Source organism: Octadecabacter sp. B2R22 (genome assembly GCF_018861045.1).
GTDB lineage: Bacteria > Pseudomonadota > Alphaproteobacteria > Rhodobacterales > Rhodobacteraceae > Octadecabacter.
Genome location: NZ_JAHKQJ010000010.1, coordinates 37576 through 62722 on the forward strand (window position 1 = coordinate 37576; position 25147 = coordinate 62722).

At 57.0% G+C, this 25147-nt stretch carries 27 protein-coding genes; 10 read left to right on the top strand and 17 right to left on the bottom strand.

Going from position 1 to position 25147, the window contains the following annotated elements:
* Window positions 1-478 precede the first annotated feature (478 nt).
* A complete protein-coding gene (locus tag KO486_RS13065) occupies window positions 479-1414 on the top strand; it encodes a transcriptional regulator GcvA (protein WP_216037731.1) in 936 nt (311 codons plus the stop codon).
* A 46-nt stretch (window positions 1415-1460) separates the two neighbouring features.
* Here KO486_RS13065 and KO486_RS13070 read toward each other — a convergent pair whose 3' ends face one another.
* The 3 genes from KO486_RS13070 to KO486_RS13080 form a co-directional block, all read right to left on the bottom strand.
* Complete coding sequence (locus KO486_RS13070; RefSeq protein WP_216037732.1) at window positions 1461-1628, bottom strand: YdcH family protein; 168 nt, start codon at window positions 1626-1628, stop codon at window positions 1461-1463.
* A gap of 124 nt (window positions 1629-1752) precedes the next feature.
* A complete protein-coding gene (locus KO486_RS13075; RefSeq protein ID WP_216037733.1) occupies window positions 1753-2514 on the bottom strand; it encodes a methyltransferase in 762 nt (253 codons plus the stop codon).
* Window positions 2511-2726, bottom strand: a complete 216-nt coding sequence (locus KO486_RS13080; RefSeq protein ID WP_216037734.1) for a DUF2007 domain-containing protein — start codon at window positions 2724-2726, stop codon at window positions 2511-2513. Before KO486_RS13080 ends, KO486_RS13075 begins: the two co-directional genes overlap by 4 nt.
* A 54-nt stretch (window positions 2727-2780) precedes the next feature.
* Between KO486_RS13080 and KO486_RS13085 the strand changes: the two genes are divergently transcribed.
* Window positions 2781-3779: a polyprenyl synthetase family protein gene (locus KO486_RS13085; protein WP_216037735.1), complete on the top strand. Its 999-nt coding sequence runs from the start codon at window positions 2781-2783 to the stop codon at window positions 3777-3779.
* Here KO486_RS13085 and KO486_RS13090 read toward each other — a convergent pair.
* The 3 genes from KO486_RS13090 to KO486_RS13100 all read right to left on the bottom strand — a co-directional run bounded on the left by KO486_RS13090 (window position 3772) and on the right by KO486_RS13100 (window position 8130).
* Window positions 3772-4620: a 4-(cytidine 5'-diphospho)-2-C-methyl-D-erythritol kinase gene (locus KO486_RS13090; RefSeq protein ID WP_216037736.1), complete on the bottom strand. Its 849-nt coding sequence runs from the start codon at window positions 4618-4620 to the stop codon at window positions 3772-3774. The genes KO486_RS13085 and KO486_RS13090 overlap by 8 nt on opposite strands.
* A complete protein-coding gene (locus tag KO486_RS13095; protein WP_216037737.1) occupies window positions 4610-6331 on the bottom strand; it encodes a tetratricopeptide repeat protein in 1722 nt (573 codons plus the stop codon). The genes KO486_RS13090 and KO486_RS13095 overlap by 11 nt, the downstream gene beginning before the upstream one ends.
* A 152-nt stretch (window positions 6332-6483) precedes the next feature.
* Entirely contained in the window at window positions 6484-8130 is a 1647-nt protein-coding gene (locus tag KO486_RS13100) for an electron transfer flavoprotein-ubiquinone oxidoreductase (protein ID WP_216037738.1), read from the bottom strand.
* Between the two features lie 215 nt (window positions 8131-8345).
* Here KO486_RS13100 and greA point away from each other — a divergent pair, with 215 nt between their 5' ends.
* A complete protein-coding gene (gene greA / locus KO486_RS13105) occupies window positions 8346-8816 on the top strand; it encodes a transcription elongation factor GreA (RefSeq protein WP_216037739.1) in 471 nt (156 codons plus the stop codon).
* A 12-nt stretch (window positions 8817-8828) separates the two neighbouring features.
* Entirely contained in the window at window positions 8829-9851 is a 1023-nt protein-coding gene (locus KO486_RS13110) for a hypothetical protein (protein WP_216037740.1), read from the top strand.
* On the opposite strand, the gene KO486_RS13115 is transcribed toward KO486_RS13110, so the two are convergent.
* Both KO486_RS13115 and mobA read right to left on the bottom strand, forming a co-directional pair.
* Window positions 9848-10444, bottom strand: a complete 597-nt coding sequence (locus KO486_RS13115; protein WP_216037741.1) for a GNAT family N-acetyltransferase — start codon at window positions 10442-10444, stop codon at window positions 9848-9850. The genes KO486_RS13110 and KO486_RS13115 overlap by 4 nt on opposite strands.
* Window positions 10435-11016: a molybdenum cofactor guanylyltransferase MobA gene (gene mobA / locus KO486_RS13120; protein ID WP_216037742.1), complete on the bottom strand. Its 582-nt coding sequence runs from the start codon at window positions 11014-11016 to the stop codon at window positions 10435-10437. The genes KO486_RS13115 and mobA overlap by 10 nt, the downstream gene beginning before the upstream one ends.
* An 89-nt stretch (window positions 11017-11105) precedes the next feature.
* Between mobA and KO486_RS13125 the strand changes: the two genes are divergently transcribed.
* Complete coding sequence (locus KO486_RS13125) at window positions 11106-11819, top strand: AzlC family ABC transporter permease (RefSeq protein ID WP_216037743.1); 714 nt, start codon at window positions 11106-11108, stop codon at window positions 11817-11819.
* The gene (locus tag KO486_RS13130; protein WP_216037744.1) at window positions 11816-12145 is read left to right on the top strand and encodes an AzlD domain-containing protein; all 330 of its coding nucleotides are present in this window, start codon (window positions 11816-11818) and stop codon (window positions 12143-12145) included. Before KO486_RS13125 ends, KO486_RS13130 begins: the two co-directional genes overlap by 4 nt.
* On the opposite strand, the gene KO486_RS13135 is transcribed toward KO486_RS13130, so the two are convergent.
* The 4 genes from KO486_RS13135 to KO486_RS13150 form a co-directional block, all read right to left on the bottom strand.
* On the bottom strand, window positions 12139-12768 hold the full coding sequence (locus KO486_RS13135; protein ID WP_354667497.1) for a hypothetical protein: 630 nt from the start codon (window positions 12766-12768) through the stop codon (window positions 12139-12141). The two genes, KO486_RS13130 and KO486_RS13135, sit on opposite strands and share 7 nt — an antisense overlap.
* Window positions 12769-12772: 4 nt before the next feature.
* Entirely contained in the window at window positions 12773-12907 is a 135-nt protein-coding gene (locus KO486_RS13140) for an aa3-type cytochrome c oxidase subunit IV (protein WP_216037745.1), read from the bottom strand.
* Window positions 12908-12968: 61 nt separating this feature from the next.
* Window positions 12969-13424, bottom strand: coding sequence for a DUF6173 family protein (locus KO486_RS13145; protein ID WP_216037746.1), 456 nt, complete (start codon window positions 13422-13424; stop codon window positions 12969-12971).
* 15 nt (window positions 13425-13439) lie between these two features.
* Entirely contained in the window at window positions 13440-13901 is a 462-nt protein-coding gene (locus KO486_RS13150) for an Lrp/AsnC family transcriptional regulator (RefSeq protein WP_216037747.1), read from the bottom strand.
* Between the two features lie 102 nt (window positions 13902-14003).
* On the opposite strand from KO486_RS13150, the gene KO486_RS13155 reads away from it, so the two are divergent.
* Complete coding sequence (locus tag KO486_RS13155; RefSeq protein ID WP_216037748.1) at window positions 14004-14240, top strand: DUF6356 family protein; 237 nt, start codon at window positions 14004-14006, stop codon at window positions 14238-14240.
* A 55-nt stretch (window positions 14241-14295) separates the two neighbouring features.
* Window positions 14296-14997, top strand: a complete 702-nt coding sequence (locus KO486_RS13160) for a class II glutamine amidotransferase (protein WP_303435360.1) — start codon at window positions 14296-14298, stop codon at window positions 14995-14997.
* Here the strand turns inward: KO486_RS13160 and KO486_RS13165 are convergent.
* Window positions 14985-16013 carry an MBL fold metallo-hydrolase gene (locus KO486_RS13165; RefSeq protein ID WP_216037750.1) on the bottom strand — a complete coding sequence of 343 codons (1029 nt, stop codon included), beginning with the start codon at window positions 16011-16013 and terminating at the stop codon, window positions 14985-14987. The genes KO486_RS13160 and KO486_RS13165 overlap by 13 nt on opposite strands.
* Before the next feature lie 26 nt (window positions 16014-16039).
* Complete coding sequence (locus KO486_RS13170) at window positions 16040-17740, bottom strand: acyl-CoA dehydrogenase (RefSeq protein ID WP_216037751.1); 1701 nt, start codon at window positions 17738-17740, stop codon at window positions 16040-16042.
* A gap of 122 nt (window positions 17741-17862) precedes the next feature.
* Between KO486_RS13170 and KO486_RS13175 the strand changes: the two genes are divergently transcribed.
* Entirely contained in the window at window positions 17863-18810 is a 948-nt protein-coding gene (locus KO486_RS13175; RefSeq protein ID WP_216037752.1) for an L-threonylcarbamoyladenylate synthase, read from the top strand.
* 5 nt (window positions 18811-18815) lie between these two features.
* Here KO486_RS13175 and KO486_RS13180 read toward each other — a convergent pair whose 3' ends face one another.
* Complete coding sequence (locus tag KO486_RS13180) at window positions 18816-19382, bottom strand: YqgE/AlgH family protein (RefSeq protein WP_216037753.1); 567 nt, start codon at window positions 19380-19382, stop codon at window positions 18816-18818.
* Between the two features lie 113 nt (window positions 19383-19495).
* On the opposite strand from KO486_RS13180, the gene KO486_RS13185 reads away from it, so the two are divergent.
* Window positions 19496-20296 (top strand): protein-disulfide reductase DsbD domain-containing protein, encoded by an 801-nt coding sequence (locus KO486_RS13185; protein ID WP_216037754.1) that lies wholly within the window; start codon window positions 19496-19498, stop codon window positions 20294-20296.
* Here KO486_RS13185 and KO486_RS13190 read toward each other — a convergent pair.
* Together KO486_RS13190 and KO486_RS13195 are read right to left on the bottom strand one after the other, a co-directional pair.
* Window positions 20293-23667, bottom strand: coding sequence for an efflux RND transporter permease subunit (locus KO486_RS13190; protein WP_216037755.1), 3375 nt, complete (start codon window positions 23665-23667; stop codon window positions 20293-20295). The genes KO486_RS13185 and KO486_RS13190 overlap by 4 nt on opposite strands.
* The gene (locus KO486_RS13195; protein ID WP_216037756.1) at window positions 23664-25121 is read right to left on the bottom strand and encodes an HlyD family efflux transporter periplasmic adaptor subunit; all 1458 of its coding nucleotides are present in this window, start codon (window positions 25119-25121) and stop codon (window positions 23664-23666) included. The genes KO486_RS13190 and KO486_RS13195 overlap by 4 nt, the downstream gene beginning before the upstream one ends.
* Between the last annotated feature and the right edge of the window lie 26 nt (window positions 25122-25147).

Genomic DNA, 25147 nt, shown 5'->3' on the forward strand with positions numbered 1-25147 from the left:
TACGGCCAAAAGCACCAGCACGTTCAACACGAGCGCGTGTTACGATTTCGTCAATCTCTTTTTGGCTTAGTTCTTTGTACATATTTTCAATCCTTTGGTGCGTTGTTCGCTCCCTTGATTGAAAGGTAGTGCCTTTGGTGTGCGGTAAAAACCGACGATCTCGCATTCCCGCATTGCGCTGAGCGCAGGGCAGGCCGGGTGGGCCATTCCAGAAGGAATGGCCCGTTCGTTCGGCTGGACGGGTCGTTGACCTAAGCCTGCCGGAGCGTTCTATTTGCGACGAAACAAAAGGCGCAAGATGGCGCCGCGTTCGGCGTGTGCGGTGCGGATGGCGTCGCGGGTGCGGGCATTTGTCGTGGCTTCAAACATGGCGGGTTCCTTTGGGTGGTGTTTCTTTTTCTGTACCTAAGGTGACCTTTTGTGAGTGTCCTGACAAACGAGACTTCACAGGGGTTCAGTTAAGTTATACTTATGTGAAATGTCTGATCGCCTCCCTCCGTTGACCGCCTTGCGCGCGTTTGAAGCCGCCGCGCGGCACTTGTCGTTCGCGCAGGCCGCGGCGGAATTGAATGTCACGCCAGCTGCGTTGTCGTTTCAAATCAAATCGCTTGAACAACATCTCGGGGAGCCGGTGTTCCACCGTTTGAACCGTGCGGTTGAGTTGACCGAGGCCGGCAGAGCACTTGCGCCGGGGGTCAGTGATGGCTTTGCAGCGATTTCTGCTGCGTGGCGAAACGCTCAAAGATCTATAAATAACAACGTATTGACGGTGACTGCGGGGCCTGCGTTTACGTCAAAGTGGTTGGCGCCACGCCTGTTTGAGTTTGCAGAGCGCCATCCGGAGATTGAGCTGCGGTTTTCGGCATCACTGCGGTTGATGGATTTTGAGCGCGATGAAGTGGATGTCGCGATCCGGTTTGGATTGGGCAAGGATGAAGGTGTTTATTCAGAGCCGTTGGTTCGGGAATGGATGACGCCGATGATGACCCCGGAATTGGCCGATACCTACGACACGCCAGAAAAACTCAGCCATGCGCCCCTGATCCACGATGATTCCCTAGCGTTCCTGAAGGACACATCGAACTGGTCGGGGTGGTTCAAAGCAGCCGGTGTGACAGACGCGACGGGGGCAGGGGTTCGATTCAGTCAAGCAGACCATGCGTTGGATGCCGCGTTGTCGGGGGTCGGCGTTGTTCTTGGGCGGGTTTCGCTCGCGACACGGGCGCTAGAACGGGGCCAGTTGGTCGCGCCGTTTCGCCTTGGTCTTGTTCCGCCGGCGCATTTTCGGTTCGTGTGCCCTCTGGGAACAGAAAAACGCCCCCATGTGGCGGCGTTTCGATCGTGGATCAAAGATGAAATTCAAAGTTCTAAAGCGTTTGAAGGCGCGCGCGATCTGGTCCCTGTTCAGATATAACCGGTCGGTGCAGGCGCTGGCGGACACCGCCAGCACCAAGAAGCGATTATGCGGGAGTAAGTCGCGTGATCTCTTCTTTGAGATGGAGTTTTTCTTTCTTAAGGCGGGATACCTCTAGGTCATCGGAACCGGGGCTCCGCTGTGCCTTTTCCACGGCATCTGAAAGGGTTTCGTGCTTTTTCTTGAGTTCCTCGAGGTGGGACGACAAGCTCATTATATAGATCCTCCTAACATCAATTTGTGGTCTTTCAAGATGACCACAGTTTCACACATCTGTCACGCCGCAGAGCAGCAATCTGCCAGTGAATTGAGAAGATCGTGAAAAGATTGCGAAATTATTAATCGGCGAAGGGGAACGCCGCGCCGGTTCGCAGAATCGCGGCGATTTCGGGGCGGTAATCTTCGCCGTCTGTCAGGTGCGCGGGGCCGACATGCAAAGACACAGGCGCATGGAGTTTGAACGGGGTTCGCCCCCCTTTGCGCGCGTGCACGATGATGCGGTCGGCGGGGCGGCCCTCGCGACCCGTAATCGGGATCACGCTGAGGGATCCAAGCCTGTCATCCATCGCGCGCATGAGTTCAGGCAGGCGATCTGCTTTGTGGATCAGTGTTAGCCAGCCTTTGGGTTTCAGGCGGCGGGTGGCCGTTTCGATCCAGATCTTTGTGTCCGTATCGCCGCCAAAGGCAATGTCTCTGTCTATGAGTTCACTATGCTTGCCTGATTTGCGATCAAGATAGGGCGGATTGGCGATGACATGATCAAATGTCAGCGCTGTCAGGTCGTGGGGAAGAGCGCCCACATCTGCCGTCCAGATTTGCGCATCAAAGCCATTGGCGGCAGCATTGGCGCGGCAAAGGTCGGCATAGCGGGCCTGAACCTCAACCGCGTGAAGATGCAGCCCTGCGACCCGTGTCGCCAAACACAAGATGGCGGCCCCAGCCCCACAACCGAGTTCCAGAACCGACTGCCCTGCCTGCGCCTGTACTGCCGAGGCCATAAGCACCGGATCAACGCCAGCGCGATACCCCTTGGCCGGTTGTTCCAACATCAAAAGCCCCCCTAGGAAGGCGTCATGTGTGGTGTCGGCGTCGCTGTTCATTGTCCCAAATCAATGTTGTTGGCCTTCATCACTGAGGTTGCGATGAAGTGGTCTTCGCGTCGGACCATGAGGCGGCGTGGCAAAATGCCCAACGACCCGTCAAGGATGCTCATGTTTACGTCCAACTCGAACACCTCTATATCCTCGCCCTGAAGAAGGGCTTTGGCAAAAGCGATGACAGTCATGTCATTGGTGCGTAGAAGTTCTTTCATACCCCTGACTTAAGGCGCATTGTCGCCCTTTGTCGAGTAATTGACGGAGCTGTGATGAGCTTGGACCACGCTGCAACAAAACCCCATGAACGTTTGGCTGAGGCGCTGAGCGATGAAATGGCTGCCGTGAACGATTTGATCCGTGCGCGGATGGCATCCGAACATGCGCCCCGTATCCCTGAGGTGACTGCGCATTTGGTTGAAGCAGGCGGGAAACGTCTGCGCCCGATGCTGACTTTGGCCGCTGCAAAGATGTGTGGATACGACGGCCCTTATCACGTGCATTTGGCGGCGACGGTTGAGTTTATTCACACGGCGACTTTGCTGCATGACGACGTTGTGGATGAAAGCGCGCAGCGACGTGGGCGGCCGACTGCGAACCTGTTGTGGGACAATACATCGTCGGTTTTGGTTGGCGATTACCTGTTTGCGCGGTCTTTTCAGTTGATGACGGAAACGGGTTCGTTGGACGTGCTGCGTATTTTGTCCAACGCTGCGGCAACGATTGCAGAGGGCGAAGTGTTGCAACTGACGGCCGCGAGCGATTTGGCGACGAGCGAAGACATTTACTTGCAGGTCGTGCGCGGAAAAACGGCAGCGTTGTTTTCTGCCGCAATGGAAGTCGGCGGTGTTATCGCGGGCAAAGACGCGGCCACGGTTAAGGCGCTTTATGATTACGGTGATGCGCTGGGCGTTGGATTTCAGATTGTTGATGATCTGTTGGATTACGCGGGCACAGATGCCACGGGTAAGAATATCGGCGATGATTTCCGCGAACGCAAACTGACGTTGCCCGTGATTAAGGCCGTCGCCTTGGCGGACGCTGAGGAACGCGCATTTTGGGTGCGGACAATCGAAAAGGGCCGCCAAGAAGACGGCGACCTTGAAACCGCGTTGGAGCTTTTGGCGAAACATGGGACGCTTGAAACAACCCGCGTTGAGGCGTTGGCTTGGATGGATACGGCAAAAGCGGCGTTGGCCGATCTGCCGGATCACGAAATCAAAGGTATGCTGCTGGAATTGGCTGATTACGTGGTTGCGCGGGTCAGGTAGACGCTTGCGTCGTGGCCTGAACCCACCAATCGCGTTGGACAGCTGATAACGCCTTTGCGGCGGCTAGGCAGCTAGCCGCGTCTTTGAAGATCGCAAAACATGTAGCGCCCGACCCAGACATACGGGCGAGTCGGCAGCCGTCTTGCGACGCCAAGATTTTTAGAACATCGGCGATGACGGGGGCGGTTTGAATAGCGGGCGCTTGCAAATCATTGCGTTGATCCGTCAGCCAGTCCAGCCATCCCGCATCAAATGAGTTTGGCATGTCATTGGGCATTGGCGCGTTGGATTTATGAGGTAGCGCCTTGAACACGGAAGGTGTGGGGACCTCGACCCGCGGGTTCACCAACAAAATATAAAGCGGCGGCGTTGGCCCGATGAGCGTGACTGTGTCGCCGATGCCGGACATGCGCGTCAGTTCGGTAGACATGCACACCCCGACATCGGCCCCAAGCGACATGATGGTGTCCCAATCAGGCAGCGGCGTTTCCCAAAGGTGCGACAGCGCGAACAATGTTGCAGCAGCATCCGCTGATCCGCCGCCAATACCCGACGCAAGCGGGAGGTTCTTGGTCAGCGTGATGGCTGCTCCGCGATCCAGTCCAAAGGCCCGTGCCGCCCGAAGAACGAGGTTGTCATCATTCGCAGAGAGGTCGGCACCGAACGGCCCGTCAATCGAGAGGGTAAGTCGGTTAGATTGGGTGACCGTCACCACATCCCCTAGCGCGGTGAACATCACCAATGAATCGAGCAGGTGATAGCCATCATCCCGCTGTCCAGTGACATGCAGGGTCAGGTTGATTTTGGCAGGGGCCGCTTGGCGGACAGTCTTAGTTGTCATTGGCCATTTCTACGGCGGGGGCAGGTGTTTCGCCATCTTCGGCATAGACGGCGTCTAACCCGATCAAAAGCTTGCGGCGAATGCGGTCTGCCTCGGCTTCTTCGGGTTCAAATGATAGAGCGCGCCGCCATTGAAAGCGGGCTTCGATCTCACGACCCACCATCCAGTAGACATCGCCCAAATGGTCACTGAGGATCGGATCGTTGGGAACCAGTTCAGCGGCACGTTCCATCGGCCCGACGGCCTCTTGATAGCGGCCCAGTTTGTAATAAACCCACGCAAGACTGTCGATGATCGCGCCGCTGTCGGGGCGTGCTGCGGCGGCCTTTTCGATCATCTGCAACGCTTCATCATAGCTTTCCGTAATTCCGCGATCGACCAATGAATAGCCAAGGTAGTTCAAGACCGCAGGATTGTCGGGATTGCGGGACAGGGCCTCGCGAAAGTCGGTTTCGGCTTCGGGCCACAGGTCCAGCCTTTCGTTGGTCATGCCGCGCGAATAATGCAGCCACCATTGAATAGGAGCGTCGCTGTCGTAGCCTTCGATGGCATCCGTATAGGCCGCTTTGGCTTGGGCATACTGTTCCTGCTGTCGATAGATATCGCCCAAAGACGCGTGAGGCAGGGGGAGGTCGGGATGACTGCGCGTAAGCTGGGTCAGGACTTCGATGGCTTGATCAAACTTGCCCGCAAGACGCAAAGATTCGGCGCGGCCGACTTCGGCGCTGTGAAATGCAGGGTCGTTGGTTGAAACCTGCGCAAAGGTCAGCGCGGCGGCATCGTATTGGCCCAAAGTATTCAATAGGCGTGCCGCAGCGAGCTGCGCTTCCGCGTTTTGGGGCGAGATATAGCGTGCGGCCTGTGCGAACAGCAGCAGGTAGCTTTCGTTTGCTTCGCCCTGAAGGACTTCGGACAATCCGCCAAAGGCAAATGCGATGCCATCGCCAGCTGTCGTTACCGGGGACGCAAGAGTTGAGGGCGATTGAGTGTCAATGGCCGTACGCAGTGAGGTGACTTCGTCGTCTGGGGCGCCGTTAAAGGCCCGTGTCAGGATGTCGTCGGCGCGTTCAAATTCGCCCATGGCACACAGGACCCGCAGGTGTGCAATGACCGAAGTGCGCGATGGTGGCAGGCCCTCGTTGGGTGGCAGGGAATAGATCGCATCGGCGGCGGCAAGATCGCCAACCAGTTCAAGGGCGATGGCTTTGTGCTGGTAGCCGAACGCGCGAAGGCCGGTGGTGATGATGACGTCATCAAAGGCCGTCATAGCGCGAGTTTGATCGCCTTGCCCTAAGAACGCCCATGCTTGCGATAGCCCGTCCATTAGGGGACCGACTTCGTGACCGGCTTCGAGAAGGTCGAACAGCGCGTCCCAATTTTCAGTGCGAGCCGCTTGCGCCATGATTGCGATGTTGGCGACTTGGCTTTCGCCACCTGCCGCGATGAAGGGGCGCGCAATCGCAGCGGCGGATTCGCCTTTGCCTGTGCCAAGGTAGGCCGTGATGGATTGCTCCATGAGTGTTAGGTTGTTCGGGTCCGCGAGCAGGGCGCTGTGAAAGTAGTCAGAGGCTTTGACGTAATCGGCGTCAATTCCAGCCTGACGGGCGGCAAGGTAGGCGCCCGAGTCGATTTCTGCCGTCGCAGGTAAGGCAAAGGTTAGCGTCGCAAGGGCTGCGGACAATCGAAAGGCGTTTGTTAGGCTATTACTCAAGGCGGACTCCAGTCTTTCGTATGCATACAACCTACGGGGGCTGATTCCTTGGGGCAAATGACAATTCGGCTATTGGGCGAGTTATTGCGCCTGCAAACGCAAACAGGGCCCCAGTTGGGACCCTGTTGCATAGGAAGTTATGGCTGTGGCGCTTACATGTTCGGGTAATTTGGCCCGTCGCCACCCTGAGGAACCGTCCAAGTGATGTTCTGGCTCGGGTCCTTGATGTCACAGGTTTTGCAATGCACGCAGTTCTGGAAATTGATCTGGAACTTGCGGTCCGCGCCGTCACCGACAAATTCGTAAACCCCAGCAGGGCAGTAGCGCGCTGATGGGCCGGCAAAGTCGGGGAAGTTCACGCCTGTCGGTATGGTGTCGTCCGTCAACTTCAGGTGCGCGGGCTGGCTTTCTTCGTGGTTTGTAAAGCTGAACGCCACGTTGGTCAGGCGGTCAAAGCTGAGTTTGCCATCTGGTTTCGGGTAGTCGATTGGCTGGTGCTTTACGGCTTTCTCAGTCGACTCCGCATCAGATTTTCCGTGCTTGAGCGTGCCAAACAGTGAGAAACCGAACGTATTGGTCCACATGTCCAAACCGCCGCCAAGCAGCGAAGCAACCATGCCCCAGCGAGACCACATCGGTTTCACGTTGCGCACTTTCTTGAGGTCTTTGGCAATCGCTCCTTCGCGGACTTCTGTTTCGTATTCCGTCAGCTCATCGGATGCGCGACCCGCACCAATCGCGGCATGCGCCGCTTCGGCAGCGGCCATGCCTGACAGCATGGCGTTATGGTTGCCCTTGATGCGTGGCACGTTGACCATACCGACAGAACAGCCCAGCAGCGCAACGCCCGGAGCGGTCATTTTGGGCATGGACTGATAGCCGCCTTCGGTGATGGCGCGGGCGCCGTAAGCGACGCGTTTTCCGCCTTCTAACAGGTCCGCAACCATCGGGTGATGCTTGAACCGCTGGAATTCCATGTAAGGGAACAGGTGCGGGTTCTTGTAGTTCAGGTGAACCACAAAGCCGACGTAAACCTGATTGTTTTCGAGGTGGTAGATGAATGACCCGCCGCCTGCATTGCTGCCCAAGGGCCAGCCGCTTGTGTGCGTAACGGTGCCTTCCTTGTGCTTGGCTGGGTCGATCTCCCAAATCTCTTTCATGCCGAGACCGTATTTCTGCGGTTCACTGTCGGCTGCGAGGTCGTATTTCGTGATAACCTCTTTGGACAACGATCCGCGAACGCCCTCAGAAAGGAACACGTATTTGCCGTGAAGTTCCATGCCCGGCTCTGTGTCAGGCCCGATTGTGCCGTCTGCCTCTAGGCCGAAGACGCCTGCAACGACGCCTTTGACTTCGCCATTGTCGCCGTAAACCAGTTCGGAACAGGCCATGCCGGGGAAGATTTCAACGCCGAGGGCTTCGGCTTGTTCGGCCATCCAGCGGCAAACGTTACCCATGGAAACGATGTAGTTGCCGTGATTGTTCATCAGCGGCGGCATCGGGAAATTCGGGATCCGAACTTTTCCGGCTTCGCCAAGCAGGTAGAAATTGTCGTGTGTGACAGGCGTGTTCAAAGGCGCGCCTTTGGCTTTCCAATCAGGGATCAACTTATCCAAGCCGCATGGGTCCAAGACCGCACCAGACAGAATATGCGCGCCCACTTCGGAGCCCTTTTCGAGGACGACGACGTTCAAATCCGAATCGAGTTGCTTCAGACGGATCGCGGCGGACAGGCCAGCGGGCCCCGCGCCAACGATAACAACGTCGTATTCCATGGATTCACGTTCGATCTCGGCCATATCGGGCCTCCCTGCTATAAGCGCGTAATTGTTCTAGAACTGCATACCTTATGGATGCAGGTGCAGCAATCTCGCCGCGACATAAAGTTGCGTGACAGCGACGGAAACGTAACGTCTGCAAATAAAGGCCGAGTGGGTGTTGATGCCCCTTGAGGCCGTGGGGTGGGGCGGGTTATGCATGCACACTTGAGAAATTGACCAACGGACACGCCGAAATGGAAAAGATACCGCTGACACGGGCTGGATTTGACAAGCTGGATGCTGAATTGAAGCACCTGAAGTCTGTTGAACGCCCTGCTATTATTCGCGCCATTTCCGAGGCTCGCGAACATGGTGATTTGTCCGAGAACGCTGAGTATCACTCTGCGAAGGAAAAACAGTCGTTTATCGAAGGGCGCGTAAAAGAGCTTGAGGGTGCGATTTCCTTGGCGGATGTCATTGATCCCTCAAAGCTGAGCGGTGCGGTGAAATTTGGTGCCCATGTCACTTTGGTGGACGAAGATACCGACGAAGAAAAGACCTACCAGATTGTTGGTGAGTATGAAGCTGACATCGAAAATGGTAAGCTGAATATGAAATCACCCATTGCGCGGGCACTGATTGGCAAAGAAGATGGCGACAGTGTTGAAGTGCGTACGCCAGGTGGTGTGAAGTCCTACGAGATTTTGGAAATCGTCTTTAAATAAGGCTCCTTAACGATGCCGGAAAGCCAAAACACAGCAGACGTTCCGTTGCGCGCGGGTGTGCGCAATGATGGGGTGCGCGTGACTGCTATCGAAGTAATTGCGATTGTTGTAAGCCTTATCTGGCTTGTCGGGGTCGCGATTTTCTTCCTCGTTTTGCCCAGCAGCGATGAGACCGCCAGTGCGGAAACTGTTGATTCCTTGCGGTTCGTGATGACGCTGATGGCGATCTTTCTTCCGATAGCGATGGTCTGGATTGCGGCGATGGCCGCGCGGTCGGCACGGATTGTGCGCGATGAAAGCCAGCGATTGCAGGCGGCGATTGACGGGATGCGACAAACCTATGTGGCGGATCGACAAGCGCGGGGCGCTGGGATCGAACCGACCGTTGAAAAGAAACTCAATGAGATCGCGCGCGCGACCCAGAAGACCGAAACGACTTTGGCGACTTTCGCGACGTCTCGCCCCTCTGCTGTCGCAACACCGCCACGGGCTGGTGCCGCAGTCGCCACGCGTGACGACCAGCCAAGCCTTGCGCTGGGCACGACCGCCGAAGACATCGCGCCACCCATTACACGGCCTGACTTAGTGCGTGCGTTGAACTTTCCTGACACCGAGGGCGATGAGGTCGGGTTTGCAGCGTTGCGTCGCGCCCTGAAAGATCGGACCGCCAAGCAGTTGATCCAAGCCAGCCAAGATGTGCTGACGCTGCTGAGCCAAGACGGAATTTACATGGATGATTTGCGCCCTGATCGGGCACGTCCTGAAATCTGGCGTCGGTTCGCCCACGGTGAACGCGGCAAGACAGTTGCGGCTTTGGGTGGCATTCGCGACAGATCATCCTTGGCTTTGACGGCGGGCCGGATGCGGGAAGACGCAATTTTCCGCGACGCGGCGCACCATTTTTTGCGTAAATTCGATCAGATGCTTTTGGCATTTGAGGCAGAGGCCAGTGACGAAGACATTGCGGCACTTGCCGAAACACGCACAAGCCGCGCGTTCATGTTGTTTGGTCGCGTGACAGGCGCATTCGACTAGGCGCTGAGCTGGCGAACCATCGTTGTCGCCGATGAAAACCCGAAAATATGACGCAAGGGCCCAAGGTGGTGAACATCGCCAGCAATAAACCCTTTGCGTTCATATAGCGCCCGCGCTCGCGGGTTTTTATCAACGACGTCTAGTCGCAGTTCTTTATAGCCACGTCGGACGGCCTCATTGCTGATTGCATCGAGCAGCGCTGTGCCGACACCTTTGCCCTGTGCGTGACTGGCGACAAAGACGCCGTCCATAAGGAAACGTTGGTTCTCGGTGTCTCGTTCTAACAGGACCAAAAGGGCCGTGCGCCATGTGCTGCCGATCCAACCATAATGACGGGTCATATCTGCCCACGTGCCATCAACCAAAGCACCTTTGGCGGTCTTAAACCCCACGACACCCAGCAATGCGCCGCCTTGGTCGCGGGCGCAAATTGCGTGGCTGGGGTCGAGCAGGTCTTCGATAAAGGCGAGCGCCCGTTTCTTCGGTCCCATAACGTGGCCGAGCTTTTGGCCGAAGGCCGCCCAGTACATTGCGCTGATCTCAGGGCGTTCATCGTCGCTAAACCCCGCTGAGATTTGCACGTTCAGACCCATGATTGGGCCTGTGTCAGATCGTCGGGCGTATTGATGTTGAAGAAGGCAGGCGGCGTGGTGTCAGGGAACGGTGCAAGCGCCGCGTTTTGGCCCTGCGTGAAGGTGCGGACCTTGCGGCCACCCGACGCCAGAAAAGCTGAGAGAGGGTCAATAAGGGACACGGGCCACAGTCCAAAGGTGCCGTGTTCGCCATCGGGTGTCATAGCAATGGTCAGGCCGTCAGAATGGTCATCGGCAGCCATCAAAAGGTGAGGCACCAGATCACATGGAAAGAATGGGGTGTCGACGGCCACGCTAACGATATGGCTGGCGTTTTGCTTGGTTGCCCATTCCAACCCCGCGAGGATACCCGCAAGTGGGCCAAGGTGGCCGGACATTGTGTCTGGCAGGATCGTCCAGTTGCCGAGGATGGGCTCGTTCGTATTCACTGCAATATCGCGCACCTGTGGCAATAGCCTGTCGACACACCGATCTATCAGTCGTTCGCCACCGAGGGTCAGATCAGCCTTTGATGCGCCGTCCATCCGGGTTGAGCGTCCTCCTGCTAGGATCAGAGCTAAGGGTTCAATCATGGGCGATCTTCGCGTGCATTTGCGGCCTCTTGTTGTAACTCATCTTGGCCAAGGCTATGGCGGTGATACACGAACTGTAAGGCAGGCACATGGCCGAGGCGACCCAGAAATCATACTATTGGACGGGCTTTCGCGCGGGTGTGCCGTTTGTCTTGGTGGTGATGCCGTTCGGGCTTTTGTTTGGCGTTGTCGCAACCGAAGCTGGGTTCACCAGTCTGCAAACGATGGCGTTCTCGTCAGTCGTATTTGCTGGGGCTGCGCAGTTTGCCGCGCTTCAGTTGATGGTGGACAACGCGCCAATGGCGATCGTGATCGCAACGGCACTTGCCGTGAATTTACGGATGGCAATGTATTCGGCGTCACTGTCGTTATGGCTTGGTGACGCTCCTTTGTGGAAGCGCGCTTTGATTGCCTATGTGAATGTTGATCAAAGCTACGCTATTTCGATCAACAAATACGAAGACGAACCACAGATGATACTGCCGGATCGCATTGCGTTCTTCTTTGGAGCGGTGACCCCAGTTTGCCCGCTTTGGATTGTGGCAACGGGTTTGGGCATTTGGCTTGGCGATGGCATTCCGGACTGGATGGCTTTGGATTTCGCGGTGCCGATCTGTTTTCTCGCGATTATTGCACCGATGATGCGCACGCTGGCGCACATGGTGGCGGCGGTCACATCGATTGTTGTGGCGCTGGTTCTGGCTGGGTTGCCGTTCAACCTTGGGCTATTGGTTGCGGCGGTTCTTGCAATGGTGATCGGTGCGCAAGTTGAGCTTTGGACAGAACGGCGGGCCAAAGCATGAGCGCGGGATACATCTGGGCCATTATTTTAATACTCGGCGTCGGAACCTATCTGATCCGGTTCTCGTTTCTCGGCCTGATTGGCGGAAGAGATTTGCCAGAATGGGTATTGCGGCATCTGCGGTACACCGCCGTAGCGGTCTTACCTGGTTTGGTGGCCCCACTGGTACTGTGGCCCTCGGCGACAAACGGAGAGATTGATCCGGCCCGTTTGAGCGCGGCATTGGTGACGTTCGGCGTTGGGTTGCTGACGCGCAACGTTATTGCTGCCATCCTTGCGGGGGGCGGCACATTGTTTGCGATGATAGCGATTATGGGGGCTTACTGATCCGCGCTGAGTGCGGCATCGATCTGAGCTGCTGCAACTGATTTGTCGTCGGAGTCGTTTTCACGATGCTCGCGCGAACGCACGCCTGGGAGTTCCGCAAACTGATCGGACAGATTGTTCGGGAAATACGATTGACGGATGTGACCAAAGCCCGGCAACTGCCTTAGCATCCGTGTTGTGTGCGTGGTGCAGGCGGCTTTGGGTGTTGGGCCGTTCGCAATCGCGAGGTTCATCGCCATTTCAGCGACCTCGGGTGTGACGTCAATTTCTTGAATAAGGGTGTAGTAGGTCTCTCTCGAGTGGAAAGAGATGTAGAACTCTGCGATCCGTGGCGTGATGCCGAAATGAACGTCATTGCGTTCGGGAATCGAACTATGACCGAACGTACCCGCGGGATCCCAAAGGATACGCTGGCTGGCATTGATCATCAGTCCCGAATGCGCGCCGTTATTAGAGCCTACGTTCTTCATTGTCAGCAGCGTCAAACGTTTGGGGCCCGGGTGAACGTAGGCCACACGATCGATAGCAGATTGAGGTGCAAGGATTTCTTCACGGGTCACACCGCGGCCACATCCAGCAAGCACTAAAGGCGCTGACAACACAAAACTACGGCGCCGCATCATCTGGTCAGCCGTTAACCAGCGCGATGAAAATCAGGAGAAGGATGATCAAGATCGATCCTTTGGTGACCATGCTCATGAAGCCGTCGAATGTTTTCTCTTGAACTTCGATGTCCATTTCGCCGTGCTTGTGATCTGACATATTAAATTCCTTTGTTCGCTTTGGTCCGACTTAACCGATTCATTTGGACTTGTCAGCCCCGTCAGGACGTCGCATCGCCTGCATCAAGGTCTGCGGCCAGACGGAACCCAATACGGTTGGGTTCGGCCTGTTCGACCTGCTTTGGCAAAGCGCGCAGCATTACGGACAATTGGGTGACGTGTTGCACCAATTGCGTCTTGGTTCCCGCGGGATCAGAGCCGTAAAAAGTGATGATGTCTGGATCGTAATATCCCATGCCTTCAATCCGCACGACGCCAGAGCTGTCGCCTGCAAATCCCATGGCGACCTCGTGTTCGTTGTCCAATGTCTTTTCGAAGTTTTGGATGTAGACGATCAGGCGCTCATAGGCCCAACGCGCGGGGCTTTTGGGCTCGGAGGACGCTGGAATTTCTACCGGGTCAGGCGCGCATTTGTCGGGGTCCGTGTGGACTTCGTGGACATCGGGAATTGCCGTGGCCTCCAGCGCTTCGGCGGATGTGATGATTTTGTCGTCCATGTGCGGGTCTTCCTGTCAAAGCGGCAACGCCGTGGTGTCCTTGATATCTTCCATAACGAAACTGGCAGAGATATCCGATACAGAAATTCGTGAGGTCAGCCGTTTATAGAAGTGATCATAGGCCGCAACATCAGCTAGGCGAACGGTTAGGACGTAATCAAGATCACCGGTCATGCGCTGGGCGGTTGTGATTTCGGGCAGTGCGGCGACGGCGACTGCGAAATCACGGCGCCACGCATCCGAGTGGTGGTCGGTGCGGATCAGGACTAATGCGGTCAATGGGCAACCGATTTTGCTGGCGTCCAGCAGTGCCACCCGCGCACGGATAACGCCATTGGCTTCCATCGCTTTGATCCGGCGCCAACACGCATTGCGCGATAGGGCAACCTGTTCGGAAATGGTATCGACCGAACACATCGTATCTTTTTGCAGGATCGATAGAATCTTGTGATCAATTGTGTCTAGTTTGGATGTCATTTTGGGATGGTATCCCAATAACTTTCGATGTGCCCGTGTTTTTTGGGACAAAGTGACGTCGTTCGGGCGGTAGGGTCTGGGAAAGTAATCTGGAGTCCCCAAATGTCCGATCTTAGCCCACCCAAGCGCCTGCCTTTCCTTGATCGCTGGTTTCTGGCCCATCCCGCGACGGTGGACGAAACCTATCTTCAGCACATGCGCTTCGCGCTTGGGTTTTCGTTTTGGTTAATCGTAGCAGGACTTGCGGCCCTGACGCATGCCCTTCTCCCTGCGGTTTGTGAAACGACCGCCAGCCGAATTTTGGCCAAATTAACGGCGCGCATGGCGGCGCGACACTAGGATGTGTCGCCTAACTGCCTATTGCGGCCCGCCAATTCCCCTGGAAAACATAATCGTGAATCCCAAGCACTCGTTGTTGGAGCAAAGCCAACATGCAACCGAGGCCAAGTTGGCCGTCAACGGGGATGGTTTCGGGATTGCATGGTATGATGACAGAAAAGAACCTGGTCTTTATCGGGATGTGCTGCCCGCATGGTCGGACGGAAATCTGACAAGTCTGTGCCGTATGGTGCGATCACGCTTATTCTTGGCGCATGTTCGGGCGAGTACTGTGGGCGAAACGAGTCGCCAGAATTGCCACCCATTCAAGTTCGGACGCTGGTCGTTCTGCCACAACGGGCAAGTGCCACATTTCCCTGCCATCCGACGTCGACTGGAGGCTGCACTCCCCGACGATCTTTATGCTGCGCGGCAGGGATCGACCGACAGCGAGATGATCTTTCTGACGATGCTGGCGCATGGTTTGGATGAAGATCCCGAGCGGGCGATCGCCCTTATGTTAGAAGAGATCGGGAATGGACCCCAACCTGTAAAAATAACCTGTGTCTTCAGTGATGGAGAGGATGTCTTTGGGTTTCGCCATGCTTCATCGGGACAGGCGCCGACTTTGTATATGTCGCAGGGACTTGATTTTGGGGGGCATGCTTTTGCATCCGAACCGTTGTGCGACACCGATGGGCGTTGGCACGCTGTTCCACAGGATTGCGTCACTTCTCTGGCAAAGACAAATGTTTTCGGGTGCGCTCAGGTTGCCTGAAACCAATGGGTCCCGTCCCGCAAGGTGCGGGTGGCCTGACCCGTTTGGTGCAGGTGATTGAGATGCGCGAGGGCCTCGACCAGAGCCAGCCCGTATTCGCTTTCACCGATTGCGCGCTTGAACAACGGTTTGAAACAATCGCCAGCGCGTTGCGGGGTCGAGATGTGGTCAACCAAACGATCTAGCGCGCTGTGGTGGTTATCGATCAGTTGCTGCATGCGTTTTGGCAGGCCCGTGAAGGGCAGTTTATGACCGCCAAGGACTAGGTGATCCGCGCGTGCAAATGGCGCAAGGCGTTCGCAGGCTTCCAACCACTCGGCCAATGGGTCCGCGTCTGGTTCTGTTGGATAGACGCCGATGTTGGGGCTGATAGACGGTAAAAGCTGGTCGCCACCGATCACAAGATTGTCGTCGCGGCTCCAGAATGTGGCGTGTTCAGGGGCGTGGCCGTTGCCCATACGGATGTCCCATGTTCGCCCGCCGATCATGATTGTGCCGCCTTCTTGCAGGCGGGTGAACCCGAGGGGCATCGGATGGACGCAATCGGCAAAGTTGAACGGGCGGTCGTTGCGCCGTTTGGCAAGGATGTCTTCGTCCATGCCGGCTCGTTGATAGAACTCAATTGAGCGCGTTGGATAGGCAGGTTGTTCGTCCAGCGTCAGCATCCGTGCCATCAGCCATGCGGTGCGTGGCATCGTAAGCTCTGCGCCCGCCTCTTGGAACCAACCTGCAAGACCGATGTGATCGGGGTGATGGTGTGTGCCTATGACCCGCGTGACGGGCTTACCTGCCAATGGCCCCGCCAAAAGCGTTTCCCAAATGGCGCGGGTTTTGCTGCTGTCAAAACCGGTATCGACAACTGTCCAGCCGTGGCCATCGTCCAACGCGTAGACGTTCACGTGATCCAAGGCCATGGGCAGCGGCAGGCGCATCCACAAAACGCCGTTGGCGACTTCGATTGCTTCGCCTGTGGCGGGTGGTTCGGGCCATGGGTAATGGATTTTGTCTGTGCTCATGGTCTAGGTGCTTAGCGACTTGCGCCCTAGGACGCCAGATCATCCGCTGTGATCGCCAGCAGATCATCCGCCCCTTCGCGCACGTGGGCCAAAAGTGCAGAGTGTTCCGGCAACAAGCGTTTGATGTAAAACGTCGCGAGGCGCTGGCGGGTTTCATCGCCGTTCAAAGCTGCGGTCAAATGATAATGAGCGCCGAGCACTCTGGCAAAAGCACGCAGGTAAGGGACCGCCCCTGCAAAGCGATGATCCATGTCTTGAGTGACAAGCCATTCAGTGGTTTCGCGAAGGCTTTCGCTGGCCTGCCAAACAGGGTCAACAAGATCGGGCAGAGTAGAGCGGGCTGCTTCTGCGGCCTCTTCGATTTCATCCATCAAGGCAAAGGCTGCCTCGCCGTTGTCCATCATCTTACGCGCAACAAGGTCCATGGCTTGAATGCCGTTGGTGCCTTCATAAATTGTCGTGACCCGCACATCGCGGGCGTATTGGGCCGCGCCGGTTTCTTCAATGAACCCCATGCCGCCGTGAACTTGGATACCGCTTGCAGCAGTTTCGACGCCAATGTCGGTGCCGAATGCCTTTGAGATCGGGGTTAGCAGGGCCGCCCGCGCGTCCCATGCGGGCTCGCCTGTCGCCGTTGCCATATCAATGGCGACGGCATTCGCGAGCGTGATGGAGCGGGCGGCAAAAACCTCGGCCTTCATCGTGGCGAGCATCCGGCGCACATCGGCGTGTTCGATGATGGTGCCTGAACCACCTGCGCGGCCTTGCTTACGGTCCATCGCATAGGCCAGTGCATGTTGATACGCGGCTTCGGCGACGCCGATACCTTGAGTTGCCACGCCAACGCGGGCGTTGTTCATCATTGTGAACATCGCCGCCATGCCGCCGTGTTTTTCACCGACCAGCCAGCCCGTTGCGCCATCATATTCCATCACGGCCGTTGGGGACCCATGCAGGCCCATCTTATGTTCAAGGCTGACAACGCGCAGCGAGTTGCGCTCACCCAATGTGCCATCTTCGTTCGGGATAATCTTGGGCACCATGAACAGGCTGATGCCTTTGGTGCCTTTGACGCCATCGGGCAAACGCGCGAGCACAAGGTGGCAGACGTTCTCGGTGAAATCGTTGTCGCCCCAAGAGATGTAAATCTTCTGGCCCGAGATCGCATAAGACCCGTCGTCATTTGGCACCGCCTTAGAGGCAAGCGCGCCCACGTCCGAGCCGGCTTGCGGTTCGGTGAGGTTCATTGTTCCGTTCCATTCACCCGAGATCAGTTTCGGGAGATAGAGGTCTTTGATGGCATCGCTGGCGTGATGTTCGAGGGCTTCGATTTGGCCTTGAGTCATCAGGGGGTTCAGTTGCAGCGACAGGCATGCGCCTGCCAACATTTCGTTGACGGCCGTTGCCAATGTCAGCGGAAGCCCCATGCCGCCATTTTCAGGACTTGCCGAGATGCCGATCCAGCCGCCTTCGGCGATGGCTTTGTATCCTGCATCAAACCCAGGGGAGGTGCGTACAATCCCGTTTTCCAACACGGCTGGCTGTTCGTCGCCTGCTGTTTGCAGTGGCGCGAGCACTTCGTCGCACAATTTCGCGGCTTCCGTCATGATCGCATCGCGCATGTCGGGGGTGGCTTCGGCAAAGCGGTCCGTCTGGGCGATTTGCGTGAAATTCACTACGTGATCCATCAGAAACTGGAAGTCGGTGACGGGGGATGTGTACGGCATAGGATCAATCCAGCGCTTGGGTTTATTAGGACGTTCTTGGAATCGGCCCGCTTGAGGCGTATGTGGGCAGTTCAATGAAAGGCTAAAGACATGGGCCAAACCCGCAACATAAACGCAGCGTCATGAATGAAATCGATACGAAATTTCTGCAGCCGGATGCTGTTGGGCTGGCGGTCGCCGCTGAGCTGCTAAGCGATGGCGGGCTTGTCGCGTTTCCGACCGAAACGGTTTACGGGCTGGGTGTGGATGCCCGCAATAGCGATGCTGTGGCGCGTTTGTATGAGGCCAAGGGGCGTCCGAGCTTCAATCCGTTGATTGTGCATGTGGAATCTCTGGCCGTCGCTGAAACCTTGGTTGAATTTGACGATGACGCTTTGCGATTGGCGTCGGCGTTCTGGCCAGGTGCATTGACCTTGGTCTTGCCACTGAAAGACGGGGCAGGGATTTCGCCGCTGGTCACTGCCGGATTGAACACGCTGGCGGTGCGGGTGCCTGATCATGCCTTGGCGCAGTCGTTGTTGGCCGCTTTCGGCGGACCGATTGCAGCACCATCTGCCAACCCGTCAGGGCAAGTGAGCCCAACAAATTTTACCCATGTTCGTGACCAAATGTCGGGTCGGATCGACGGGATTGTTGAGGGCGGAACCAGTGGTGTCGGTCTGGAATCGACGATTGTGGCGACGCGACCTGTTCCAACTTTGTTGCGCGCTGGTGGTCTGCCGAGTGAGGCGGTTGAGGCCGCGTTGGGGCAAGGCCTCGCACAAGCAGGGGATGCCGCTGCCCCGAATTCGCCGGGGCAACTCGCGTCGCATTATGCGCCCAAGGGCGTCGTGCGTTTGAATGCTGAGGACGTCAGGGTTGGCGAAACCCTATTGGGGTTCGGTGCTGTTGAGGCGGCCATCAACCTGTCCTCGTCCAGTGATCTTGTCGAGGCAGCGGCGAACTTGTTTGATGCTTTGCATCAGTTGAATGCGCTGGGCGCGGAAAAGATTGCGGTGTCGCCAATCCCTGAACATGGTTTGGGCCGTGCGATCAACGACCGCCTTCGCCGCGCCGCTGCACCGCGGTAGCCCCCTTAAGCGGACCCACCCGAGGCCGACAGCATCAACGGGTCTATGCCGAGCGTTTTAAGCGCCGCCGTCCATTTGTGTTCTGCCGCGCGGCCAAACAAGATGTCCTCATTGGCATCTGTGACAAGCCAGCCGTTGTTGATCAATTCATCCTCAAGCTGGTGTGGGCCCCAGCCAGCGTACCCCAGCCCCAGCATTGATCGTTTGGGGCCATTTCCCACGGCGATGTCTTCTAGAATGTCCAAGGTCGCCGTCATTGCGATGCCGTTGGACACATCCATCGTGCCTGCGCCAGATGCATAGTCCGATGTGTGCAACACAAAGCCGCGTCCCATCTCGACAGGGCCGCCGTAGTGAATGCGCACATCCACGGCGAGTTCTCCCTCGTCGATGGAGAGTTGTTCGAGCAAGTCACCAAACCGGACTTCGGGGGTCGGTTTGTTGATGATCAGCCCCATAGCGCCCTCAGCGGAATGCGCGCAGATATAGATGACAGAATGGTCGAACCGCGGGTCCCCCATGTCGGGCATCGCAATCAGGAGTTTTCCAAGAAGGCTGGTTCTATCAGTCATAAGTTCAAGATGGGACGCGGCTAGGGGAGGCGCAAGGGGAAGTGGCTGTCGTCTGACATATCTTTAACCCAAACGTGACTTTCCTTTGAGGGCAAGATGTTCGAAGAAGACGCATGATCAAACGAATTTCTGTTTCCCTGATTGCGCTTTGTGTGGCTGCCCCTGTGTGGGCTGGGCCTGCGGATGGCGTAGTTGAGCTCGAAATCTTGCCGGGGTGGCGGACCGACAGCGGTACCCATATGGCGGGGCTTCAACTGCGGCTCGCTGACGGTTGGAAGACCTATTGGCGTGCGCCGGGCGATGGTGGGATTCCTCCGCGCTTTGGCTGGCAAGGATCGCAGAATCTGTCGGGCGCGGCGTTCCATTGGCCAGTGCCCGAAGTGTTTGACCAAAACGGAATGCGGTCCATTGGGTATTCGCAATCCGTCGTGATTCCCGTCGAGCTATCGGTCACGGATGACACAGCGCCGGCGCTGATGCGCGGGCAGGTGCAGATCGGTGTCTGCGATGAGATTTGCGTGCCGGTCCTTCTTGAATTTGATACGGCACTACCTGCGACTGGCGCACGAGACCCTGCAATTATCGCGGCATTGCTGGATCGGCCCCAGACCTCGGTTGAGGCGGGTGTGGGTGATGTGACCTGTGCAATTGATCCGGCTGAAAACGGGCTACGTGTGACTGCACGCGTGGACATGCCGCCGATGGCTGGTGACGAAGCCGTGGTGATTGAGGCTGGCGATCAGCAAGTTTGGGTCTCTCAACCGCAGACGTGGCGCGAGGGTGATGCGCTGTTCGCGCGATCTGACATGATCCATGTGAACGGAGGCGGATTTGCGCTGAACCGTTCCGAGGTGCGGATCACTGTGATTGCAGGCAATCAATCGGTCGATATTTTGGGCTGCGACGCGAACTAGGCTGTTGCGATCCTGTCTGCCTTACGGCTTGACCGCATCATGAATAGAGCCGTCACAAGATAGACAATCAGCAAAAAGACCAATGTAAGTGCCGCGAAGACTGCGATGGATATCGCAATACTGGCGCTGAATATTGGCAGCAATGGCGTTCCTGTCAGCATCACGGGCGCAACGATCGCCCCAAAAAGCGCCAGCGCGCCAAGGGCCGCAATGCGTGTTGGCCAAACGGCTGCACCTGCGCGGTTCGTCAGGGCCCGTTTGGCAGATCGAACCTGAACGGAAACGTCGCTTTGCATGGCCATCAGGGACGGCACGATAAACAGCACCAAAACCATACCGAAGCCCAAGCCGTATACCAACGTAATCACTGTAGGTTTCAAGAACTCCGCTTGGCTTGATCCTTCGTAAAGAAGCGGCGCGAGGCCAAGAACTGTGGTCAGCGTTGTTAGGAGAACAGGGCGCAAGCGGTCGCTTACGCCGTCGATAATGGCGGGTTTCATGCCACGAGTTTCGGCATATTCATCAATGGTTTTCACGAGAACGATGGAGTCGTTGATGATGATGCCAGTCATGCCCAGCAGGCCGACCACCGTAAACATAGACAGCGGAACCTCCCAGATAATGTGGCCGTAGATGGTCCCGATCAGGCCAAACGGGATAATCGCCATCACAACAAGAGGCCGCGTCCAGCTTTGGAAAATCCAAGCCAAGACTAAGAAAATACCAGTTAAGCAAAAGATGAGGCCCGTGCGGGCATCGTTGAGGAAGTCGTTCTCTTGTTCACTGAGGCCAGAGAGCGTGGTTGAGACGCTGTAGGCCGCTTGAATGCGCGGTAGGACATCGTCTTGGATCAGGGTCTGGATTTCCGTGGCGCGATCGGCGTCGTCTTCGGCAAGATCGGCGGTCACAGAAATAAGCTGTACACCGTTTTCGCGCGTAACAGTCGAGAACCCGTTGCGGGATGTGACCGTTACAATATCGGCCAATGCCACATAGGCTCCGCTGCTGGCGCGCATCTGGCTGCGATCAAGGAAGTCTGCGGTGAGTTCGCCTGCCGGAAGTTCAACGCGGATGGTCGCAGAGCGCGGGCCGTCAGGATAGGTCGCGGCTTCGATCCCGCCGAGACGGTCGCGCAACACGCTGCCCAACCCATCAATGGTGAACCCCAGCGCTTGGCCTTGTGGGGTCAATTCGAGGACGAGTTCTTCTTTGTCATAAGCGAGCGAGTCTTCGATTGCGGACACCTCACCGAACTGAGCGAGTTCGACCTTGAGCGCTTCGGCGGCGGCTTTCAGGATTTCTGAATTGGCGCCGAACAGTTGCACATCGATTGCATCGCCCCCCGGACCGCTGCCAAACCGACGGAAGGAGACGGTTTCCAACATCGGGTGACGGATCACGCGGTCTTGCAACGCGGTGACAAATTCCGCACTGGAATAAGGGCGGACGTCCGCGTCGATCAATTCAATGGCGATGGATCCCAATTGGTCGGCGTCTTTGGTGTCGGACCCCGCAATGCCACGCCCCGAGTTGCCGCCGATTTCAGCAATCACATAATCGAGCGGGTTTGTGCCGTGCTCGGCTTCGTATTCTGCGCCCAAGGTTTCCGTGACCTCTTGCAGGGATTGCATCATTTCCATCGTGTCGGTTCGCGTCGCACCGGGGAGCATGGCGAAATTCCCCGTGACACTGCCCTGTTCGGGCGAGCTGAAGAAGCGCCACTGAACGTCGCCTCGGATGAACGATGCGGCCTGCACCGAAAGAAGCACAACGGCAAACGCCATGACGGGGTAACGTGCCCAAATTACGCCGGCCATGAATGGGCGGAACAGCGTTTCTTTGAACCAATCGAACCCTCGGTTCACCACGCGGGACGGCGCATCGTACCATTTATTGCCGCCCGTGTGGGACAGAGCTTTGTACATGTGGTGGGGCAGGATGAAGAAACACTCAAGCAAGGAGGCGATCAGAACGACGATCACCGTGAATGGGATGTCAGAAATCAGATCGCCAAAACGCCCCCCCACAAGCACCAGTGCAAAGAACGCGATGATTGTCGTGAGCGTCGCGGAGAACACAGGGCTGAACATTTTCTTCGCGGCGTTTTCGGCAGCTTGGGCGGGGTCCTCACCGAGTTTGCGGTGTCGATAGTCAGCGTGTTCGCCGACGACGATGGCATCATCCACCACGATCCCGAGCGTGATGATCAGCGCAAACAGCGAGATCATATTGATCGTCAGCCCCGCAAGCCACATCAACGCAATCGCACCACACATGGCGGCGGGAATACCTGCTGCGACCCAAAACGCCGTTCGGGCATTGAGGAACAAAAACAGTAGCGTCACCACAAGAGCGAGCCCAAGAAGCGCGTTCTCATAAAGGATATTCAGGCGTCCTGTGATCTGTTCAGCCCGTGCCCGGATAAGGTCGATGCTGGACCCGTTGGGGAGGGTTTCAGCGTAGCTTTGGGCGACCTGTTCGACCGTTTCTTGTAGCTTGATCGCATCGCCCGTCGCTGCACGGTCCACGCGGATCGAGATGGCGGGGTTACCTCCAACGTAGTAGGTGCGTTCGCGGTCAACGCCTTCCACGAAGACTTGGGCGACATCACCTACGGTCAGGGTCGCACCGTTCAAGTCGGTGCGCAGAACAATTGCTTCGATTTCATCGGCGGTGCGGCGTTCCACGCCTGTGCGCACACGCGCAGCGCCACTAACGTCACCCACGGGATCTGCGGTGACTTCCTGTCCGATGGCATTGGAAATCTCGGACATCGAGATGTCGTATTGCACCAGCGCGATGGACGGCACTTCGATGATCGTAGAGGGGGCGGCGACGCCGCGGATGGTTGTGCGGGTTACGCCCTGCGCGAACAAGCGAACGACAAATTCATCGGCAAAACGGGCCAGTTGGGCCGGAGCAACGGGCCCCGTGATGACAACATCCGTAACGCGATCAGACCATTGGCCGCGACGCACAGTCGGGTCTTCGGCGTCATCGGGGAGGTTGGATGTGGCGTCCACGGCCAATTGAACATCTTCCGTCGCTTTCGCCATGTCCCAACCGGGTTCGAATTCGAGGAAAATACGTGCGGAGCCCTCAGACGATGTGGATGTTGTTGTAAGAACACCTTCGACACCCAGCAAGGCGGGCTGCAAGACCTGGACGACGGCATCATCGACATCTTCTGCACCCGCACCTGTCCATTGAACAGAAACCGAAACGCTATCGACAATCACGTCGGGGAAAAACTGTGCCCGCATCTTGGGAAAGGCCGCAATGCCTGCCCCAAGCATAATGATCAGCAAAAGATTTGCCGCCGTCGCATGGCGGGTCAGGTAGGACAGGATACCGCCAGCGGACATCTTCATGAGCCCATCCGTTCCTGAATACGGGCAATCACATCACTGGGCACTTCGTCTTGCGCCAATTGTTCGAGAACACGGGTTTTGACGGGGGGCGGCATACGTGATGCCTCGACAAAGGCGATCATCTCGGCGCGTTGTTCGTCATCTATGGCAACCATTTCGGGGGCTTCCGGTACCACCGGTTCGGCGGTTGGATCGATGGGCTGAACCGCAATCCCCGCACCCAGAAGGGGGGAACGTTCGGCGACGATCTGTTTGCCGTACAGGTCGCGTGCGCGGATGATGACGTCATCGCCTTGGCGACGCAGCACTTCTACGTCCACTTCGGACAAGCGGTTTTCATCACCCAAAAGCAGAGCGGTTTCATTGGCGTCAATTGCTGTGGCTGGGACCAAAGCGACGCCGCGCAGGTCTGGTTCTGTAATCGCAACGGTCACAAAGTCGCCGGGCCGCAAGCCTGTGCTCGTATCAAGACGTGCAAACAAAAGACGCCCTGTTTGGCCCTCGCCAACGGCGGCGCTTTCGCGGGTGATCTGCCCTGTCGCGCTGAGGGTGAAGCCTTGGGTCTCAAGTGAAACCGTAATTGGTGCATTGCCCAATGCACCGTCCTCGCCGATCAGACGCGCGTATTGCGCGGTGGACAGGCGGAATGACACTTCGAGCTGGTCGTTGTCGATGACTTCGCCAAGGCGTTCATTGGCTGTGACGCGAACCCCTTGGGTGATCGTGACATCGGCCAATACCCCTGAGTATGGCGCGTGGATTTCAGTATCGGTCACGACGCGATCCGCGTCTGCGAGGTTTAATTGAGCGCGATCAAGGCGGGTCGCGGCCTGATCCAATCGCGCTTGCGCTTGTGCTTCGGCTTGTCGGCGGGTCAGGACCGCTTGGTTTGCGCCTGATACTGCAAGTTCGGCGGTCTCGACTGCGGCCGCGGTCCCGACGCCGCGTGTGACCAGATCGTTTTGACGCTGAAGGGCTTGTTGGCGCAGGGTTGCTTGTTCGGTGGCGGCCGCAACTTCGTCGGTTTCAATGATCAAGGCACGTTCGGCATCTCGAACTTCGGCTTCCGCGTCTCTTAGGTCTGCTGCGATACGGTCACGGGCGGACTGGGCATCACGAGGGTCAATTTTGACAAGGAGTTCGCCACGTTCGACGCGCCCACCTTCGATGAAGTTCTCAGACACGTTTAGAACGGTGCCCCCCGTCAGGGCGCGAAGATCAAAGGTATTTGTGCTGCTGAGTTCGCCAAACACCACAAGGGACGGCGCAATGGTTTCAGGTGTCACCTGTACCACGTTGACAGCAAGAACCCGTTCGCGTTGCTGAAACCCGCGAGGCTCCGTGTTCATGCGTTCCTGTACCGCAAGCCTTACGGTATTGCCGGCCCAGGCAAACAGCGCCAGCGTCAGGGACAAAAGAAAAATACCGATCAGGCTGCGTCTAAGAAATTGCATGTTATGTGGGCCTTTTATGGCGAGTA